The 18,191-nt window shown below is 63.4% G+C and carries 13 protein-coding genes and 1 tRNA gene; 12 read left to right on the top strand and 2 right to left on the bottom strand.

Features of this window, described 5'->3' with window-relative positions:
- Window positions 1–70: 70 nt before the first annotated feature.
- On the bottom strand, window positions 71–856 hold the full coding sequence (locus QA640_RS27760; RefSeq protein ID WP_283036059.1) for an SDR family oxidoreductase: 786 nt from the start codon (window positions 854–856) through the stop codon (window positions 71–73).
- Between the two features lie 135 nt (window positions 857–991).
- Between QA640_RS27760 and QA640_RS27755 the strand changes: the two genes are divergently transcribed.
- The gene (locus QA640_RS27755) at window positions 992–1,690 is read left to right on the top strand and encodes a histidine phosphatase family protein (RefSeq protein ID WP_283036058.1); all 699 of its coding nucleotides are present in this window, start codon (window positions 992–994) and stop codon (window positions 1,688–1,690) included.
- Between the two features lie 72 nt (window positions 1,691–1,762).
- Window positions 1,763–2,530: an SDR family oxidoreductase gene (locus QA640_RS27750; RefSeq protein WP_283036057.1), complete on the top strand. Its 768-nt coding sequence runs from the start codon at window positions 1,763–1,765 to the stop codon at window positions 2,528–2,530.
- Between the two features lie 134 nt (window positions 2,531–2,664).
- Here the strand turns inward: QA640_RS27750 and QA640_RS27745 are convergent, their stop codons facing one another.
- Window positions 2,665–3,888 carry a serine hydrolase domain-containing protein gene (locus QA640_RS27745; RefSeq protein ID WP_283036056.1) on the bottom strand — a complete coding sequence of 408 codons (1,224 nt, stop codon included), beginning with the start codon at window positions 3,886–3,888 and terminating at the stop codon, window positions 2,665–2,667.
- Between the two features lie 148 nt (window positions 3,889–4,036).
- Between QA640_RS27745 and QA640_RS27740 the strand changes: the two genes are divergently transcribed.
- The 10 genes from QA640_RS27740 (at window position 4,037) to rpoC (ending at window position 18,000) form a co-directional block, all read left to right on the top strand.
- Window positions 4,037–4,112: transfer RNA gene (locus QA640_RS27740), tRNA-Trp, on the top strand.
- Between the two features lie 344 nt (window positions 4,113–4,456).
- On the top strand, window positions 4,457–4,648 hold the full coding sequence (gene secE, locus QA640_RS27735) for a preprotein translocase subunit SecE (RefSeq protein WP_027520978.1): 192 nt from the start codon (window positions 4,457–4,459) through the stop codon (window positions 4,646–4,648).
- Complete coding sequence (gene nusG, locus QA640_RS27730) at window positions 4,648–5,208, top strand: transcription termination/antitermination protein NusG (RefSeq protein ID WP_283036055.1); 561 nt, start codon at window positions 4,648–4,650, stop codon at window positions 5,206–5,208. The genes secE and nusG overlap by 1 nt, the downstream gene beginning before the upstream one ends.
- Before the next feature lie 133 nt (window positions 5,209–5,341).
- Entirely contained in the window at window positions 5,342–5,770 is a 429-nt protein-coding gene (gene rplK, locus QA640_RS27725; protein ID WP_011088164.1) for a 50S ribosomal protein L11, read from the top strand.
- 6 nt (window positions 5,771–5,776) lie between these two features.
- The gene (gene rplA / locus QA640_RS27720; protein ID WP_283036054.1) at window positions 5,777–6,469 is read left to right on the top strand and encodes a 50S ribosomal protein L1; all 693 of its coding nucleotides are present in this window, start codon (window positions 5,777–5,779) and stop codon (window positions 6,467–6,469) included.
- Window positions 6,470–6,562: 93 nt separating this feature from the next.
- Window positions 6,563–7,516, top strand: a complete 954-nt coding sequence (locus tag QA640_RS27715; RefSeq protein WP_283036053.1) for a 2-hydroxyacid dehydrogenase — start codon at window positions 6,563–6,565, stop codon at window positions 7,514–7,516.
- A 585-nt stretch (window positions 7,517–8,101) separates the two neighbouring features.
- Complete coding sequence (gene rplJ, locus QA640_RS27710; RefSeq protein WP_283036052.1) at window positions 8,102–8,620, top strand: 50S ribosomal protein L10; 519 nt, start codon at window positions 8,102–8,104, stop codon at window positions 8,618–8,620.
- Between the two features lie 54 nt (window positions 8,621–8,674).
- Entirely contained in the window at window positions 8,675–9,052 is a 378-nt protein-coding gene (rplL, locus tag QA640_RS27705) for a 50S ribosomal protein L7/L12 (RefSeq protein WP_283036051.1), read from the top strand.
- Between the two features lie 502 nt (window positions 9,053–9,554).
- Window positions 9,555–13,673, top strand: a complete 4,119-nt coding sequence (gene rpoB / locus QA640_RS27700) for a DNA-directed RNA polymerase subunit beta (RefSeq protein ID WP_283036050.1) — start codon at window positions 9,555–9,557, stop codon at window positions 13,671–13,673.
- A 130-nt stretch (window positions 13,674–13,803) separates the two neighbouring features.
- Window positions 13,804–18,000 (top strand): DNA-directed RNA polymerase subunit beta', encoded by a 4,197-nt coding sequence (gene rpoC, locus QA640_RS27695; protein ID WP_283036049.1) that lies wholly within the window; start codon window positions 13,804–13,806, stop codon window positions 17,998–18,000.
- The last annotated feature ends 191 nt before the right edge of the window (window positions 18,001–18,191 follow it).

Raw genomic sequence — 18,191 nt, 5'->3', positions numbered from 1 at the left:
TGCCTGGTCTGGATTGTTCCGGCTCGGCAGCGCATTGCTCTCGCGCCGCGCTGCGTCCGGGGCGAGAGAGCTAAACCGGCTTGCCCGTATACGGCATCGACGCGGTGAGGCCGCCATCGACCGGGAACGCCTGACCATTGACATAAGACGCCTCGTCGCTCGCCAGGAATAAACCCATTGCCGCGAGCTCGTGCGGTTGTCCGGGGCGCTTGAGCGGATTGAGCTGGCCGATCTTGTCGGCGGTGCCACGCTCCTTGGCGCGGTCGAAGATCGGCTTGGTCATGCCGGTTTCGATCAGCCCGGGGCACACCGCGTTGATGCGCACGCCTGTGCCGGAAAGCGAATAGGCCGTGGTCTGCACAAGGCTGATCACGCCGGCCTTGCTCGCGGCGTAGGGATGGCCGCTGGCACCAGCCTTGAGGCCCGCAACCGACGCCGTCAGCACGATCGCGCCCGATTGCTGCTGCACCATGTGCGGCATCGCGTATTTCACCGCGAGGAAGGGGCCGATCAGGTTGACGCGCAACACCTCCTGCCAATGCTCGACCGTCTGCTCGGCGAGCGGCACGAGGCCGCCGGAGACACCGGCATTGGCCCAGATCACGTCGAGCCGACCATGCGTCTTCACCGCCTTGTCGATGACGGCCATGACGTCCATCTCGGAACCCGCGTCGGCCATCACGGCCTCTGCGGTGCCGCCGGCGCGCTTGATCTCCTCGACCGTCTCCTTCACGCCCTCGGTGCGATCGACAGCGATCAGTCTTGCGCCTTCTTTCGTGAACAGCAGCGAGGCGGCACGGCCGATGCCGCTGCCCGCACCGGTGATGATGACGGATTTGCCTTGCAGACGGCCCATACGTTTCTCTCCTCATGTTCGCGCCCGACGCTTGCCGTGCGACGGAATTTCAAACAAGATTTCAAACACGCTGAAGTCTTGAGACGCGTTCGCTCCTGACGTACAGCGACATCAAACGGGATGGAAGGGTTTCGATTGTCCGATACCGACAAGCCAAAAGTCGTCACGACGCGGTGGTGGTGGGTCCGTCACGCGCCGGTGCGCAATGACGGCGGCAACATCTACGGTCAGAAGGATCTCGCCTGCGACACCAGCGACCTGGAGGTATTCGAGGCGGTCGCAAAAATCCTGCCGCGCAATGCGGTCTGGTATTCGAGCAATCTGATGCGCACGCATCAGACGGCGGAAGCGATCTGGGCGGCCGGCTTTCCAAAGCCCGCGACCATGATCTGGGAAGCGGACTTCGCCGAGCAGAATCTCGGGCAGTGGCAAGGTATGAACCGCGCCGCGTTCATCGCGAGCCGTCCCGCGGGCTCGAGCTGGTTTGCCGACATCAACGAGCCCGCGCCCGGCGGCGAAAGCTTCATGGACCTCTACAACCGCACCTGCCGCACCATCGCGCGGATCAACCGCGAGCAGGCGGGACAGGACGTGATCGCGGTCACCCATGGCGGCACGATCAAGGCCGCGCTGGGGCTCGCGCTCGGCGGCGAGCCGGAGAAGGGGTTGTCGTTCGACATCGACAACTGCTCGGTGACGCGGCTCGATCTTTTCGAGACGCCAGAGCGCGCCGTCTGGCGCTTGCCGATGGTGAACCAGCAGCCGTGGATCGCGGACGACAGGCACAACGCGATGCATCAACCGGCAGGGCCGGAAGTCAAGAAGCTCGCGTGAGCCGTTGCCGCCGAGCGCGGCCGCGGCTCAAGCTTGCGATCAAATCAACGTCGTCAAATCTGGGAGAGAAACATGACCTTGTTCGACATGAAGGGAAAAGTCGCCGTCATCACGGGATCGACGCGCGGCATCGGGCTTGCGATCGCCGAACGCATGGCCGAGCACGGCGCCAAGGTCGTGATCTCCTCGCGCAAGGCCGACGTCTGCGAGGAGGTGGCAAAGGGGATCAACGACAGGTTCGGCAAGGGCACGGCGGTCGCGATTGCGGCCAACATCTCCTCGAAGGAAAATCTGCAAAACCTCGTCGACGAGAGCAACCGCGCCTTCGGCAAGATCGACGTGCTGGTTTGCAACGCCGCCTCGAACCCGTACTACGGCCCGCTCGCCGGCATCTCTGACGATCAGTTCCGCAAGATCCTCGACAACAACATCGTCGCCAACAACTGGCTGATCTCGATGGTGGTGCCGCAGATGATCGAGCGCAAGGACGGCTCGGTCATCATCATCTCTTCGATCGGCGGCCTCAAGGGCTCGACCATTCTCGGCGCCTACGCGATCTCGAAGGCCGCCGACATGCAACTCGCGCGGAACCTCGCCTGCGAATACGGCAAGCACAATATCCGCGTGAACTGCATTGCGCCCGGCCTGATCAAGACCGATTTCGCCAAGGCGCTGTGGGACAATCCGGAGAACCTGAAGGCCTCGACCTCGCGCTCGCCACTCCTGCGCATCGGCATCCCCGATGAGATCGCGGGCGCCGCCGTGTTCCTCGGTTCGAAGGCCGGCGACTTCATGACCGGCCAGACCATGGTGATCGACGGCGGCGCGACGATTAGTTGAGACCTCTCGTGTCCCGGACGCGGCGCGGCATGAAATGACGCGACGCTGAGCCGGGACCCAGGAGTCCATGAAGGCATGGGCCCCGGCTCTGCGCCGCAGCGTTTCACGCTGCGTCGCGTCCGGGGCACGGAAGCTCAATCCACCGCCGCGTACACCAGATTCCGCACCAAGGTTCGCGTGTAGTCGCGCTGTCCCGGACCCTGGCTCATGAACACCGCGACCAGATCCTCCTTCGGGTCGATCCAGAAGAAGGTGCCGGCGATCCCGCTCCAGAAGAATTGGCCGACGCTGCCCGGGAACGGCGCGATACCGGGCTCGGTGCGTACGGCAAAGCCAAGGCCGAAGCCGTGGCCCGGGGCGAGCAGCGTGCCGTTGGTCGTCACGTTCGGACCGAGGTGATCAGAGGCCATCAGTTCCAGCGTCTTGCGGCCGATGATGCGCGCGCCGTCGAGCGTGCCGCCATTGCGCAGCATCAGTGCGAAGCGGGCGTAGTCCATGGTGGTCGAGACCAGACCGCCGCCGCCGGATTCCATCACAGGGCGCTCCAGCATGTTGAAGAGGGCGATCTTGTCGCCGGTCCAGGGATCGGCGGGGAAGGGCTCGGCGAGGCGGGCGGCATTGGCCTCGCTGGTCGAGAAGCCGGTCTCGGTCATCTGAAGGGGGCCGAGGACGCGCTCGCTTAGGAAGGCGCCCAGTGACTTGCCGCTGACGACCTCGATGATGCGACCAAGAATGTCGGTCGAGCGGCTGTAGTTGAACTCCGCGCCGGGCTGGCAGACCAGCGGGAAGCTCGCGACCAGGGCGGCGTGCTCGGCGTTGGTGATCTTGCGGCTGCGGACGCGGGACTCCTGATAGAGCTTGTGCACGGGGCCATCGCCCTGATGCTCGTAGGTGATGCCAGAGGTGTGGCGGAGCAGGTCCTGGACCGTGATCGGACGGTACGCCGGAACCAGTTCGAGCTTGCCACCCCTGACGGCGCCTACTTTTGGGTTGGCGAATTCAGGGATGTACTTGGCGAGCGGATCGCCGAGCAGGACGTGGCCGTCCTCGACCAGCGACATGATGCCAACCGACACGATCGGTTTGGTCATCGAGAAGATGCGGAAGATCGAATCATGAGCCATCGGCACCGGAGCCGCCGGGCTCTGCCGGCCCAGCGCCTCGAACCAGCCGACCTGACCGCGGCGCGCCACCAGCAAGATCACGCCGGGAACGGTTCCCTTGTCAATCTCACGCTTGAAGGCGTCCGACATCGCCTGCAGGCGGGGACGCGACAGTCCCAACGTTTCGGGCCGGGCCTCAGGCAAAGGCGGGGTCTGCGTCGGGGTTTGGGGCTTTGAGGCGGTTTGAGCGCTCATGGTCACTTCCGGGTTCTTCTTCTGGTTCAGGATGAACTGTGACCCGGAAGCCGCGGTGTGAACAAGCGCCTCGCTTGCGCTTCTCCCTTGCAAACCGGCCGCCCCTTGTGCTTGAAAGCGGCCTGACCCGTGGCGACGCAGGTCCCGTAGGAGTGTAGCTCAATTGGTAGAGCACCGGTCTCCAAAACCGGGGGTCGCAGGTTCGAGCCCTGCCACTCCTGCCAGCTAATATCGACAGCCAGAACAGGGTCAGAAGCAGGGCGAAGCTCGGCTCGCGCTTCATGCCAGTCCGATAAGCCCTTGATCCGGATCGGGTCTGCGGGAGGCAGCCGTGGCGATCCGATCCGATGCGGCGTGCCGATATCTTGACCTTTGCCCCCATCCGCAGTAGATACCCGCCACCTGCAGCCGGCCCGTTAGACGCGGATCTCCGGCGCGGCCTTGAAATCCCCGAACAATCGAGCCCGGTTTCCGGCTCATCCTTCAAGCGAAGAGGGTTGGGCAGACGGCGGCTGTTCGGATCCCTTTAAATCCTTTCTCGTCTCACGACGGACGTTGGACATCAACGATGGCAGTCAGCCCGTTCAAGTTCTTGCAGGAAGTGCGCTCGGAGACCGCGAAGGTCACCTGGCCGACCCGTCGCGAGACGACGATCACCACGATCATGGTGTTCGTCATGGTTGCCCTGGCGTCGATCTTCTTCTTCGCCGCCGACCAGATCATCCGTTACCTCGTCACCCTTCTTTTGGGCATTCACTGATGGCAACAGCAGCCGCAGCAACTCAATCGTCCGACAAGCGCTGGTACATCGTCCACGCGTACTCGAACTTCGAGAAGAAGGTCGCCGAGTCGATCCGCGAGCAGGCCAAGCAGCGCGGCCTCGAGGAGCTCTTCGAGCAGGTGCTGGTCCCGACCGAGAAGGTCACGGAGGTACGCCGCGGCCGCAAGATCGACGCCGAGCGCAAGTTCTTCCCGGGCTACGTGCTGGTGAAGATGAAGCTGACCGACGAGGCGTTTCATCTGATCAAGAACACCCCGAAGGTCACGGGCTTCCTCGGCGCGGAAAACAAGCCGATGCCGATCTCGGAAGCCGAGGCGATGCGCATCCTGCACCAGGTGCAGGAGGGCGTGGAGCGGCCGAAGGCGTCGGTGTCGTTCGAGATCGGCGAGAACGTGCGCGTGGCCGATGGCCCGTTTGCATCGTTCTCCGGTGTTGTCGAGGAAATCGACGAGGCGCGCTCGCGCGTGAAGGTCGCGGTGTCGATCTTCGGCCGCGCAACGCCCGTCGAGCTGGAATTCGGTCAGGTCGAGAAGGTCTGACCGGGTACGCGTGAGGCCGGTGGCTTCGCGCGAAATGAGGCCGTGGGAGGAGAGGGGCGGTCGCCAGCCGCACCTGATCCCGACCACGAACCTGAAACCGCTGGTCTTCGGGCCGGCACAACAGGAGTGATACATGGCAAAGAAAGTGACCGGATACCTGAAGCTTCAGGTCCCGGCCGGTGCGGCGAACCCTTCGCCCCCGATCGGTCCCGCGCTTGGTCAGCGTGGTCTCAACATCATGGAGTTCTGCAAGGCGTTCAACGCCCAGACCCAGAAGGAAGAGAAGAACACCCCGATCCCGGTGATCATCACCATCTATGCGGACCGTTCCTTCACCTTTGAGATGAAGACGCCGCCGATGTCCTACTTCCTCAAGCAGGCAGCAAAAATCCAGTCCGGCTCGAAGGCGCCGGGCCGTGACAAGGCCGGCAAGGTGACCAAGGCGCAGGTGCGCGAGATCGCCGAGAAGAAGATGAAGGACCTGAATTGCGACACCATTGAATCGGCCATGAAAATGGTCGAGGGCTCAGCCCGTTCGATGGGTCTGGAAGTTGCGGGGTAAGCGGCCATGGCAATCGGAAAGCGTTTGAAGAAGGCCCGCGAGGGAGTTGATCGCGAGAAGCTCTATCCGCTCGCGGACGCCATCAAGATGGTCAAGGAGCGCGCCAAGTCGAAGTTCGACGAGACGATCGAAATCGCGATCAATCTCGGTGTCGATCCCCGTCACGCCGACCAGATGGTCCGTGGCGTCGTGAACCTGCCGAACGGCACCGGCCGCACCCTGCGCGTCGGCGTGTTCGCGCGCGGCGCCAAGGCGGACGAAGCCAAGGCCGCCGGTGCCGACGTCGTCGGCGCCGAGGACCTGGTCGAGAAGGTGCAGAATGGCTCGATCGACTTCGACCGCTGTATTGCGACTCCCGACATGATGCCGCTGGTCGGCCGTCTCGGTAAGGTGCTCGGCCCGCGCGGCCTGATGCCGAATCCGAAGATCGGCACCGTGACCATGGACGTCACCAACGCAGTGAAGGGCGCCAAGGGCGGTTCGGTCGAGTTCCGCGTCGAGAAGGCCGGCATCGTGCAGGCCGGCGTCGGCAAGGCCTCGTTCTCCGAGGAGAAGCTGGTCGAGAACGTCAAGGCGCTGGCCGATGCCGTCGCCAAGGCGAAGCCGGCAGGCTCCAAGGGCACCTACATCCAGCGCGTCGCGGTGTCCTCGACCATGGGGCCGGGCGTGAAGGTCGAGCCGGGCACGATCCTCGGCTAAGGCAAAAGATCAGGATATGCGGGCAGGGGCGGAATTGGGCAACCGGTTCCGCCCCTTCCATTTGTGGGGCGTCGTTCGCGGGAAACAATAACAATGGCTGACAAGGTCCTGATCTACTCGCGCTTCCCGAAGACGATGATGGCGCGTTTCGCCGAGTGGTTTGAATTGCTCGACACCGCCGGCAAGCCGGCGCAGGAGGTGTTTTCGAGCGACGTATTAGGTGGCATCCGCGCGCTGCTCACGGCCGGTGGTACGCCGCTCGGCGGCGGCGAAATGGATCTCTTTCCGAAGCTGGGTGCAATCGTCTGCTACGGCACCGGTTATGACGGGATCGACCTGAAGGCGGCGGCCGCCCGTGCGATCGCGGTCGGCCACAGCCCCGGCGCCAATGCGGCCTCCGTTGCCGATATCGCGATGACCTTGATGCTCGCCGCCACCCGTCGGATCCTGGTCGCAGATCAATACGTCCGCAGCGGCGATTGGGCCGCGTCAAAACCCTCGCCGATGATGCGGCCGCAGGCCGGCATGCCTGGTCGCCGCATCGGCGTCTATGGCATGGGCGAGATCGGGCGCAAGATCGCGGCACGCTGCGCGGCGTTCGAGAGCGAGGTCGGCTATTGCAGTCGCACTCGCCACGACGTGCCCTATCAATATTTCTCCTCGCTCGAGGCGCTTGCCGACTGGTGCAGCGTACTCATGATCGCCGTGCGCGCCGGCGTCGAGACGCATCACGTCGTCAACGCCGACCTCCTTAAGCGGCTGGGCGAGGATGGCTATGTCGTCAACATTTCCCGCGGCTCGGTGATCGATGAGAAGGCCCTCGTGGCGGCGCTGACCGACAAGACGATCGCCGGCGCCGGGCTCGACGTCTATGCGAACGAGCCGCACGCGCCCGATGCGCTGACTGCGCTGCCCAATGTGGTGCTGGCCCCGCATATTGGCGGCCATACCCTTGATTCGCACGTCGCGATGCAGGATTGCGTGCTGGCGAACCTCACCGCGTTCTTTGAAGGGAGGCCGCTGCCTTACGCGGTCAAGCCGGCCTGAATCGACCCTTTTCTTGTCACGGTAGGGGCCAGCGCCGATCGGTTGGAATTTGGTGCGAATTTTGCTCTTGGCAAGGCCGTCAAGAGCGGTTAAACAATCGGCTCCGGACGTGCTGGCCGTAGCTGGCGCGTTCGTGCACGCATTCCGAAATCCCGATAAGATAGGAGATCATTCCTTCTCAGGACGTCCGCAAGGATTTGCCCGAAAAGGAAGGAGGCCTCATCAAGTTGGTGGAATGCGGGCAAAGGTCAACCGGCGTGCCGGCTGGCCTTATCCTGTCCAAGACTGCAGGCGCCCGCGGGAAATCTAGATTTCCCAACGGCTTAATCGCATGGCCTGCATAGACGGGTGAAGACCGGATTTCACTTCGCAGCCACTCCTTGGGTGGTTCGGAATGGGTCTGGTTCGGACCTCGACACCCCGTGGGCCCGACATGGGTTCCGGGAGGGCAGGCTTTGAATTGTCGTCTTGCCCGGCGTGTCCGAAGGGTTTTTGGCCCAGAGGTTCAGGTTTTGGGTGGGACGATGGGTGCAACCCGGCGGTCCCGCTTTTTGCGCGACGACCGCCAACCGGAGAGAGCTTGCTGTGGAACGAGCGGCAAAAAAGGAAGCGGTCGAACAGCTCAATGAGGTCTTCAAGACCACGAGCGTCGCGGTCGTTGCTCAATATTCCGGCCTCACCGTTGCCCAGATGCAGAAGCTGCGCCAGCAGATGAAGCAGGCGGGTGCTTCGGTGAAGGTCTCGAAGAACCGTCTCGCCAAAATTGCTCTTGAAGGCACTGACGTCGTTGCCATCGGCCCCATGCTGAAGGGACCGACCGTGATCGCGACTTCGAACGATCCGGTAGCGGCGCCAAAGGTCGCCATCGATTTCGCCAAGGCGAACGAGAAGTTCGTCATCATCGGCGGCTCGATGGGCAAGACCGTCCTGAATGTCGACGGCGTGAAGGCGCTTGCCTCGCTGCCGTCGCTCGACGAACTGCGCGGCAAGATCGTCGGCCTCATCGTGGCTCCGGCGACCAAGCTCGCCCAGCTCGCGAACGCGCCGGCGGGCAAGCTCGCACGCGTCATTCAGGCTCATGCCTCAAAGGGCGAGGCGGCCTGACGCCCTTCGCAAAACTCAAACCCGAACCAGACTTACACTTAAGGAAACAGAACAATGGCTGACTTGCAGAAGATCGTTGACGACCTCTCGAGCCTCACCGTGCTCGAAGCCGCTGAACTCGCCAAGCTCCTCGAAGAGAAGTGGGGCGTGTCCGCCGCTGCCGCCGTCGCGGTGGCCGGCCCGGCTGCCGGTGGCGCTGCCGCCGCTCCGGCCGAAGAGAAGACCGAGTTCACGGTCGTTCTCGCCGCCGCCGGCGACAAGAAGATCGAGGTCATCAAGGAAGTCCGCGCCATCACCGGCCTGGGCCTGAAGGAAGCGAAGGACCTCGTCGAGGGCGCTCCGAAGCCGCTGAAGGAAGGCGTGAACAAGGAAGAAGCCGACAAGATCAAGGCCCAGCTCGAGAAGGCTGGCGCGAAGGTCGAGCTCAAGTAAGCGCAGGCTACTTGCGCGAGATCCCGGGCGAGCGAATGCGAGACCCGGGATCTTGGCCCGCGAGGTCGATGACCGGTTCCGGTCGCGGCGTACGGGTCGGATGCAAAAGGCGTGCGACGGGACATCCCGACGCAGGCCGAACACGAAAAAGTGTGGGGATTTGAGGGCTTACCCATCGAATCTCCACTATTGTCGCCCCATATCGGGTCGACAGCACGAAAGCACGGTCGGCGTGGAAGGCGCAGTTTCCCGCAAGCCGTTGGGAGAGCAGGCTATTTCGGGCTTTTGCAGTCCGTGAAGACAATCGTTGTGACGGGCGGGTGCGCCTTTGCGCCCCGCGCGTCGTTTTGCGTTTTGAAGGTCTGAAGAACAGTTCAGGACTTTGACAGTCCGAAACTGGATTTCCGATCCTCAAAACGGGTTCGAAAAATTCAACCCGGAAGCGGTGGCAGCCGTGTCCCGGAAGGCGCGCCCAGGGCGGGCGCCGAAATGAGAGGCCACGATGGCGCAGCAGACATTCACCGGTCGCAAACGCGTTCGCAAGTTTTTCGGACATATCAAGGAAGTCGCCGAGATGCCGAACCTCATCGAGGTTCAGAAGGCGTCCTATGACCAGTTCCTGATGGTCGACGAACCCATGGGCGGGCGGCCGGATGAGGGCTTGCAGGCGGTGTTCCGCTCGGTGTTCCCGATCTCGGACTTCTCCGGCACCTCGATGCTCGAATTCGTCCGCTACGAGTTCGAGCCGCCGAAATATGATGTGGATGAGTGTCGCCAGCGCGGCATGACCTTCGCTGCACCCCTCAAGGTGACGCTGCGCCTCATCGTGTTCGATATCGATGAGGAAACCGGCGCGAAGTCGGTCAAGGATATCAAGGAGCAGGACGTCTACATGGGCGACATCCCGCTCATGACGATGAACGGCACCTTCATCGTCAACGGAACCGAGCGCGTCATCGTCTCCCAGATGCACCGTTCGCCCGGCGTGTTCTTCGACCATGACAAGGGCAAGACCCACTCCTCGGGCAAGCTGTTGTTCGCCGCTCGCGTGATCCCGTATCGTGGCTCCTGGCTCGACATCGAGTTCGACGCCAAGGATATCGTCTATGCGCGTATCGATCGTCGCCGCAAGATTCCGGTGACGTCGCTGATGTTCGCGCTCGGGCTCGACGGCGAGGAGATTCTCAACACTTTCTACAAGCGCATCCTCTACAAGCGGACCAAGGAAGGCTGGCGGGTTCCGTTCGACGCCAACCGTTTCCGCGGCTATTCCACGACGAGCGACCTGATCGACGCCGACACCGGCAAGGTCGTGCTCGAGGCGGGCAAGAAGCTCACCGTGCGCGCCGCCCGCCAGCTCCAGGAAAAGGGGCTGAAGGCGCTGCGCATGGCCGATGAGGAGTTGGTCGGCAACTACGTCGCCGAGGACCTCGTCAATCCGAAGACCGGCGAGATCCATGCGGAGGCCGGTGAGGAAATCACCGACAAGCTGATGAAGGGCCTCAACGAGCACGGCTACAAGGAGCTGCCGCTGCTCGACATCGACCACGTCAATGTCGGCGCCTACATCCGCAACACGCTCTCGGCCGACAAGAACATGACGCGCGAGGACGCGCTGTTCGACATCTACCGCGTGATGCGTCCGGGCGAACCGCCGACGCTGGAATCTGCGCAGGCGATGTTCCAGTCGCTGTTCTTCGACGCCGAGCGCTACGACCTCTCGGCGGTCGGCCGCGTCAAGATGAACATGCGCCTCGACCTCGATGCGCCCGATACCCAGCGCACGCTGCGCAAGGAAGACATCCTCTCCGTCATCAAGACGCTGGTGGACCTGCGCGACGGCAAGGGCGAGATCGACGACATCGACCACCTCGGCAACCGCCGTGTGCGCTCGGTCGGCGAACTCATGGAGAACCAGTACCGCATCGGCCTGCTCCGCATGGAGCGCGCGATCAAGGAGCGCATGTCCTCGGTCGACATCGACACGGTCATGCCGCAGGACCTGATCAACGCGAAGCCCGCGGCCGCCGCGGTGCGCGAGTTCTTCGGCTCCTCGCAGCTGTCGCAGTTCATGGACCAGACCAACCCGCTGTCGGAGATCACCCACAAGCGTCGTCTCTCGGCGCTTGGACCGGGCGGTCTGACCCGTGAGCGCGCCGGCTTCGAGGTGCGCGACGTGCATCCGACGCATTATGGCCGCATCTGCCCGATCGAGACGCCGGAAGGTCCGAACATCGGCCTGATCAATTCGCTCGCGACCTTCGCGCGCGTCAACAAGTACGGCTTTGTCGAGACGCCTTATCGGAAGGTGAAGGACGGCCGCGTCACCGACGAGGTCGTGTATCTCTCGGCGATGGAGGAGGGCCGCTATACCGTCGCGCAGGCCAACGTGCCGCTCGACGCCAAGGGCCGCTTCACCGAGGACCTCGTGGTCTGTCGTCACGCCGGCGAAGTTCTGCCGGTGACGCCGGACAAGGTCGACTACATGGACGTGTCGCCGAAGCAGCTCGTTTCGGTCGCGGCGGCCCTGATTCCGTTCCTCGAGAACGACGACGCCAACCGTGCGCTGATGGGCTCGAACATGCAGCGCCAGGCGGTGCCGCTGGTTCGCGCCGAGGCACCTTTCGTCGGCACCGGCATGGAAGGCGTGGTTGCGCGTGACTCGGGCGCTGCGATCGCAGCGCGCCGTTCAGGCGTGATCGACCAGATCGACGCGACCCGCGTCGTCATCCGCGCGACGGAAGATCTCGATCCGACCAAGTCGGGCGTCGATATCTACCGTCTGATGAAGTACCAGCGCTCCAACCAGTCGACCTGCATCAACCAGCGTCCGCTGGTGAAGGTCGGTGACATCGTCAAGAAGGGCGACATCATCGCCGACGGTCCGTCGACCGATCTCGGCGAACTCGCTCTGGGCCGCAACGTTCTGGTCGCGTTCATGCCGTGGAACGGCTACAACTTCGAAGACTCGATCCTGCTCTCCGAGCGGATCGTGAAGGACGACGTCTTCACCTCGATCCACATCGAGGAGTTCGAGGTGATGGCCCGCGACACCAAGCTCGGTCCTGAGGAAATCACCCGCGACATTCCGAACGTCTCGGAAGAAGCGCTGAAGAACCTCGACGAAGCCGGCATCGTCTATATCGGCGCCGAGGTGCGCGCCGGCGACATCCTGGTCGGCAAGATCACGCCGAAGGGCGAGAGCCCGATGACGCCGGAAGAAAAGCTCTTGCGCGCCATCTTCGGCGAGAAGGCCTCCGACGTCCGCGATACCTCGCTCCGCGTGCCCCCGGGCGTGCAGGGCACGATCGTGGAAGTGCGCGTGTTCAACCGCCACGGCGTCGACAAGGACGAGCGTGCGCTGGCGATCGAGCGCGAGGAGATCGAGCGTCTCGCCAAGGACCGCGACGACGAGCAGGCGATCCTCGACCGCAACGTCTACAGCCGTCTTGCGGACCTTCTCGAAGGACGGCAGGGCATCGCGGGCCCCAAGGGCTTCAAGAAGGACACCAAGATCACCCGTGCGGTGCTCGAGGAGTATCCGAAGTCGCAGTGGTGGCTGTTCGCCTCGCCCAACGACAAGCTGATGGCCGAGATCGAGGCCATGCGGAAGCAGTACGACGAGTCGAAGAAGGGGCTTGAACAGCGCTTCCTCGACAAGGTCGAGAAGCTGCAGCGCGGCGACGAGCTGCCGCCCGGCGTGATGAAGATGGTCAAGGTCTTCGTCGCGGTGAAGCGCAAGATCCAGCCAGGCGACAAGATGGCCGGTCGCCACGGCAACAAGGGCGTGGTGTCGAAGATCGTGCCGATCGAGGACATGCCGTTCCTCGAGGACGGCACCCATGCCGACATCGTGCTCAATCCGCTCGGCGTGCCTTCGCGCATGAACGTCGGGCAGATTCTCGAGACGCATCTCGGCTGGGCTTGCGCCGGCCTCGGCAAGCGCATCGGCCAGACGGTCGACGCCTATCTGTCGAAGCAGGACGTGAAGCCGCTGAAGGAGACCTTGAAGAAGATCTACGGCGAGGACGAGACGATCAAGACGCTCAATGACAATGAGCTGCTTGAGCTCGGCCGCAATTTGAGCCACGGCGTGCCGATTGCGACGCCGGTGTTCGACGGCGCCAAGGAAGCCGACATCGAGGAGATGCTGAAGCTCGCCGGTCTCGACGCTTCGGGCCAGTCGACCGTCTATGACGGCCGTACCGGCGATCCCTTCGATCGCAAGGTCACGGTGGGCTACATCTACATGCTCAAGCTGCACCACCTCGTCGACGACAAGATCCACGCGCGTTCGATAGGTCCGTACTCGCTCGTCACTCAGCAGCCGCTGGGCGGTAAGGCGCAGTTCGGCGGCCAGCGTTTCGGCGAAATGGAGGTGTGGGCACTCGAAGCTTACGGCGCGGCCTACACGCTCCAGGAAATGCTGACCGTGAAGTCGGACGACGTCGCCGGCCGTACCAAGGTGTACGAGGCGATCGTGCGCGGCGACGACACGTTCGAGGCCGGTATTCCGGAGTCCTTCAACGTCCTGGTCAAGGAAATGCGCTCGCTCGGCCTCAACGTCGACCTGCACAATTCCAAGATGGGACCGGCGCCGACCTCCGAGGCGGCCGAGTAACGCGACTCTTCATGCCCGGCCGCAAAGGCCGGGCATCGGCGCCTTGTCCCGCGCGGTGAGGGCAGGGCGCTCCGCGATGTGAGATTTTCGAATTTGCTGCCGGCCTCGACCGGCACGCGAGGAGAAGACGATGAACCAAGAGATTATGAATCTTTTTAACCCGACGACGCCGGCTCAGGTCTTCGACCAGATCCGGATCTCGATCGCGTCTCCCGAGAAGATTCTGTCCTGGTCCTACGGCGAGATCAAGAAGCCGGAGACCATCAACTACCGGACGTTCAAACCCGAGCGCGACGGCCTTTTCTGCGCGCGCATCTTCGGGCCGATCAAGGACTACGAGTGCTTGTGCGGCAAGTACAAGCGCATGAAGTACAAGGGCATCATCTGCGAGAAGTGCTCGGTCGAGGTCACGTTGTCGCGCGTCCGGCGCGAGCGCATGGGCCACATCGAGCTCGCCGCGCCCGTCGCCCACATCTGGTTCCTGAAATCGCTGCCCTCGCGCATCGGCCTCTTGCTCGACATGACGCTGAAGGATCTCGAGCGGATCCTCTACTTCGAATACTACGTTGTGCTGGAGCCCGGCCTCACCGCGCTGAAGGACCGTCAGCTCCTGTCGGAGGACGAGTATCTGAAGGCCCAGGACGAGTACGGCCAGGATTCCTTCACCGCCATGATCGGCGCCGAGGCGATCCGCGAACTGCTCAAGGGCATGGACCTCGAGAAGCTCGAGGTGAGCTTGCGTGCCGAGATGCAGGAGACCGACTCCGACATCAAGCACAAGAAGCTCGCCAAGCGCCTGAAGATCGTGGAGGCGTTCCGCCACTCCGGCAACAAGCCGGAATGGATGATCCTCACCGTCGTTCCGGTGATCCCGCCGGACCTTCGTCCGCTGGTGCCGCTCGACGGCGGCCGCTTCGCGACCTCCGACCTCAACGACCTCTACCGCCGCGTCATCAACCGCAACAACCGCCTGAAGCGGCTGATGGAGCTGCGCGCGCCGGACATCATCATCCGCAACGAAAAGCGCATGCTTCAGGAGGCCGTCGACGCGCTGTTCGACAACGGCCGCCGCGGCCGCGTCATCACGGGAGCCAACAAGCGTCCGCTGAAGTCGCTCGCCGACATGCTCAAGGGCAAGCAGGGCCGCTTCCGCCAGAACCTGCTCGGCAAGCGCGTCGACTATTCGGGCCGTTCGGTGATCGTGGTCGGTCCCGAGTTGCGCCTGCATCAGTGCGGCCTGCCGAAGAAGATGGCGCTCGAGCTGTTCAAGCCGTTCATCTATTCGCGGCTTGACGCCAAGGGCCTGTCCACCACCGTCAAGCAGGCGAAGAAGCTGGTCGAGAAGGAGCGGCCCGAGGTCTGGGACATTCTGGACGAGGTGATCCGCGAGCATCCGGTGCTGCTCAACCGCGCGCCGACGCTGCACCGCCTCGGCATCCAGGCGTTCGAGCCCGTGCTGATCGAGGGCAAGGCGATCCAGCTCCACCCGCTGGTCTGCGCCGCGTTCAACGCGGACTTCGACGGCGACCAGATGGCCGTCCACGTTCCGCTGTCGCTGGAAGCGCAGCTCGAAGCGCGCGTCCTGATGATGTCGACCAACAACATCCTGCATCCTGCGAACGGCCAGCCGATCATCGTGCCGTCGCAGGACATCGTGCTCGGTCTCTATTACCTGTCGATCCTGCGCGAAGGCATGCCCGGCGAGGGCAAGGTGTTCGGCGAAATGGCCGAGCTCGAGCACGCGCTGCATTCGAAGGTCATCCACCTCCACACCAAGATCAAGTACCGGTGGGAAGGCATTGGCGAGGACGGCAAGCCGGCCCGCCGCTGGATCGAGACCACGCCCGGCCGCATCATGCTCGGCAACGTGCTGCCGAAGAGCCCGAAGATCTCGTACGACATCATCAACAAGCTGATGACCAAGCGCGAGATCTCCGGCGTCATCGACCAGGTCTACCGCCACTGCGGCCAGAAGGAGACGGTGATCTTCTGCGACCGCATCATGGCGCTCGGCTTCTACAACGCGTTCAAGGCCGGCATCTCGTTCGGCAAGGACGACATGGTCGTGCCGCACGGCAAGTGGAAGATCGTCGACACCACCCGTACGCTCGCGAAGGATTTCGAGCAGCAGTACAATGACGGACTGATCACCCATGGCGAGAAGTACAACAAGGTCGTTGACGCCTGGTCGAAGGCTACGGAAGAAATCGCCAAGGCGATGATGAAGGAGATCTCCGCGACCAAGAAGACGGCCAGCGGTGCGGATGCCGACATCAACTCGATCTACATGATGGCGCACTCGGGCGCGCGTGGCTCGCCGGCCCAGATGCGCCAGCTCGCCGGCATGCGCGGCCTGATGGCCAAGCCCTCGGGCGAGATCATCGAGACGCCGATCATCTCGAACTTCAAGGAAGGCCTCTCGGTGCTCGAGTACTTCAACTCGACCCACGGCGCCCGCAAGGGCCTCGCGGACACTGCGTTGAAGACGGCGAACTCCGGCTACCTGACCCGCCGTCTGGTCGACGTCGCGCAGGACTGCATCATCACGCAGGACGACTGCGGCACCAAGCTGGGCATCAAGATGCGCGCCATCGTCGATGCCGGCACCGTGGTGGCCTCGCTCGGCTCGCGCATCCTGGGCCGCGTGGCCTGCGATGACGTGCGCGACGGCTCGGGCAAGGTGATCATCAAGCGCGGTACGCTGATGGAAGAGAGCCACGTGGATGCGATCCAGCAGGGTGGCGTCCAGGAGGTGAAGATCCGCTCGGCGCTAACCTGCGAGCTCGTCAACGGCATTTGCGGCAAGTGCTACGGCCGCGACCTCGCCCGCGGCACGCCGGTCAACCACGGCGAAGCGGTCGGCGTCATCGCGGCGCAGTCGATCGGCGAGCCGGGCACCCAGCTCACCATGCGCACCTTCCACATCGGCGGTGCGGCACAGCTCAACGAGCAGTCGTTCGTCGAATCCAACTTCGACGGCAAGATCGTGATCAAGAACAAGGCCATCGCCCGCAACAGCGAAGGCCACCTGGTCGCGATGGTGCGCAACATGGTGGTGGCGATCGTCGATGCCGATGGCACCGAGCGTGCGACGCACCGTATCCAGTACGGCTCGCGCCTGCACGTCGACGAGGGCGACATGGTCAAGCGCGGCCAGCGCATCGCCGAGTGGGATCCGTACACCCGTCCGGTTCTCACCGAGGTGGAAGGCACCATCGGCTTCGAGGATCTGGTCGAGGGGCAGTCGATCTCGGAAACGCTCGACGAATCCACCGGTATCGCCAAGCGCGTCGTCATCGACTGGCGCTCGACCCGCGGCGGTGCGGACCTGCGTCCGGCCATCGTGATCAAGGGGAAGGACGGCAAGGTGCTCAAGCTCGCCCGTGGCGGCGATGCCCGCTACATGCTGTCCGTCGACGCCATCCTCTCGGTCGACATCGGAGCCAAGGTCCAGCCGGGCGACATTCTCGCCCGTATCTCGACCGAAAGCGCCAAGACGCGTGACATCACGGGCGGTCTGCCGCGCGTGGCGGAACTGTTCGAGGCACGGCGTCCGAAGGATGCCGCGATCATCGCCGAGATCGCGGGTACCATCCGCTTCGGCCGCGACTACAAGAACAAGCGTCGCATCTCGATCGAACCGATGGACAAGACCGAGGAGGCGCGCGAGTACCTGATCCCGAAGGGCAAGCACATCCACCTTCAGGACGGTGACGTCGTCGAAAAGGGCGACTTCATCGTGGAAGGCAACCCGGCACCGCACGACATCTTGGCGATCAAGGGCATCGAGGAACTCGCGGCCTATCTGGTCAACGAGATCCAGGAGGTCTACCGGCTCCAGGGCGTGCTCATCAACGACAAGCACATCGAGGTGATTGTCCGTCAGATGCTCCAGAAGGTGGAAATCACCGACCAGGGCGAGACCGACATGATCTCCGGCGAGCAGGTCGACAAGATCGAGTTCGACGCGCTCAACGAGAAGGCCAAGGAAGAGGGCAAGAAGCCCGCCACGGGAACGCCGGTCCTGCTCGGCATCACCAAGGCGAGCCTCCAGACCCGCTCGTTCTTCTCGGCGGCCTCGTTCCAGGAGACCACCCGCGTCCTCACGGAGGCGGCGGTCAACGGCAAGATCGACCCGCTCGAGGGTCTCAAGGAGAACGTCATCGTCGGCCGGCTGATCCCGGCGGGCACCGGCGCCTCCATGGCCAAGATCCGCGAAGTCGCCATGAAGCGCGACAAGCTGATCCTCGACGAGCGCGAGAAGCAGGCCTCGATCGTCTCTCCGGCGCCGGAAGCGGAGCCGGTGGCGCTCCCGCCTGCGGAATGATGGTTCATCCGTACGATTACTGAGGACAATGAAAAGGCCGGCTTTTGCCGGCCTTTTTGCTGCTTTGTTTCCTTGCTGCGGTGCAGGGACGACGTTTGTTCATCTTTCCTTCAGCCTGAAAAGCGCTTCTGTTAAGAGAGCTTAGACCGGTGGTCCCGACACGGGGGGCGGCCGGAGACCACGGAACTGAC

Source organism: Bradyrhizobium sp. CB82, from assembly GCF_029714405.1.
Lineage (GTDB): Bacteria > Pseudomonadota > Alphaproteobacteria > Rhizobiales > Xanthobacteraceae > Bradyrhizobium.
This window is presented reverse-complemented; position numbering and strand designations above follow the sequence as displayed.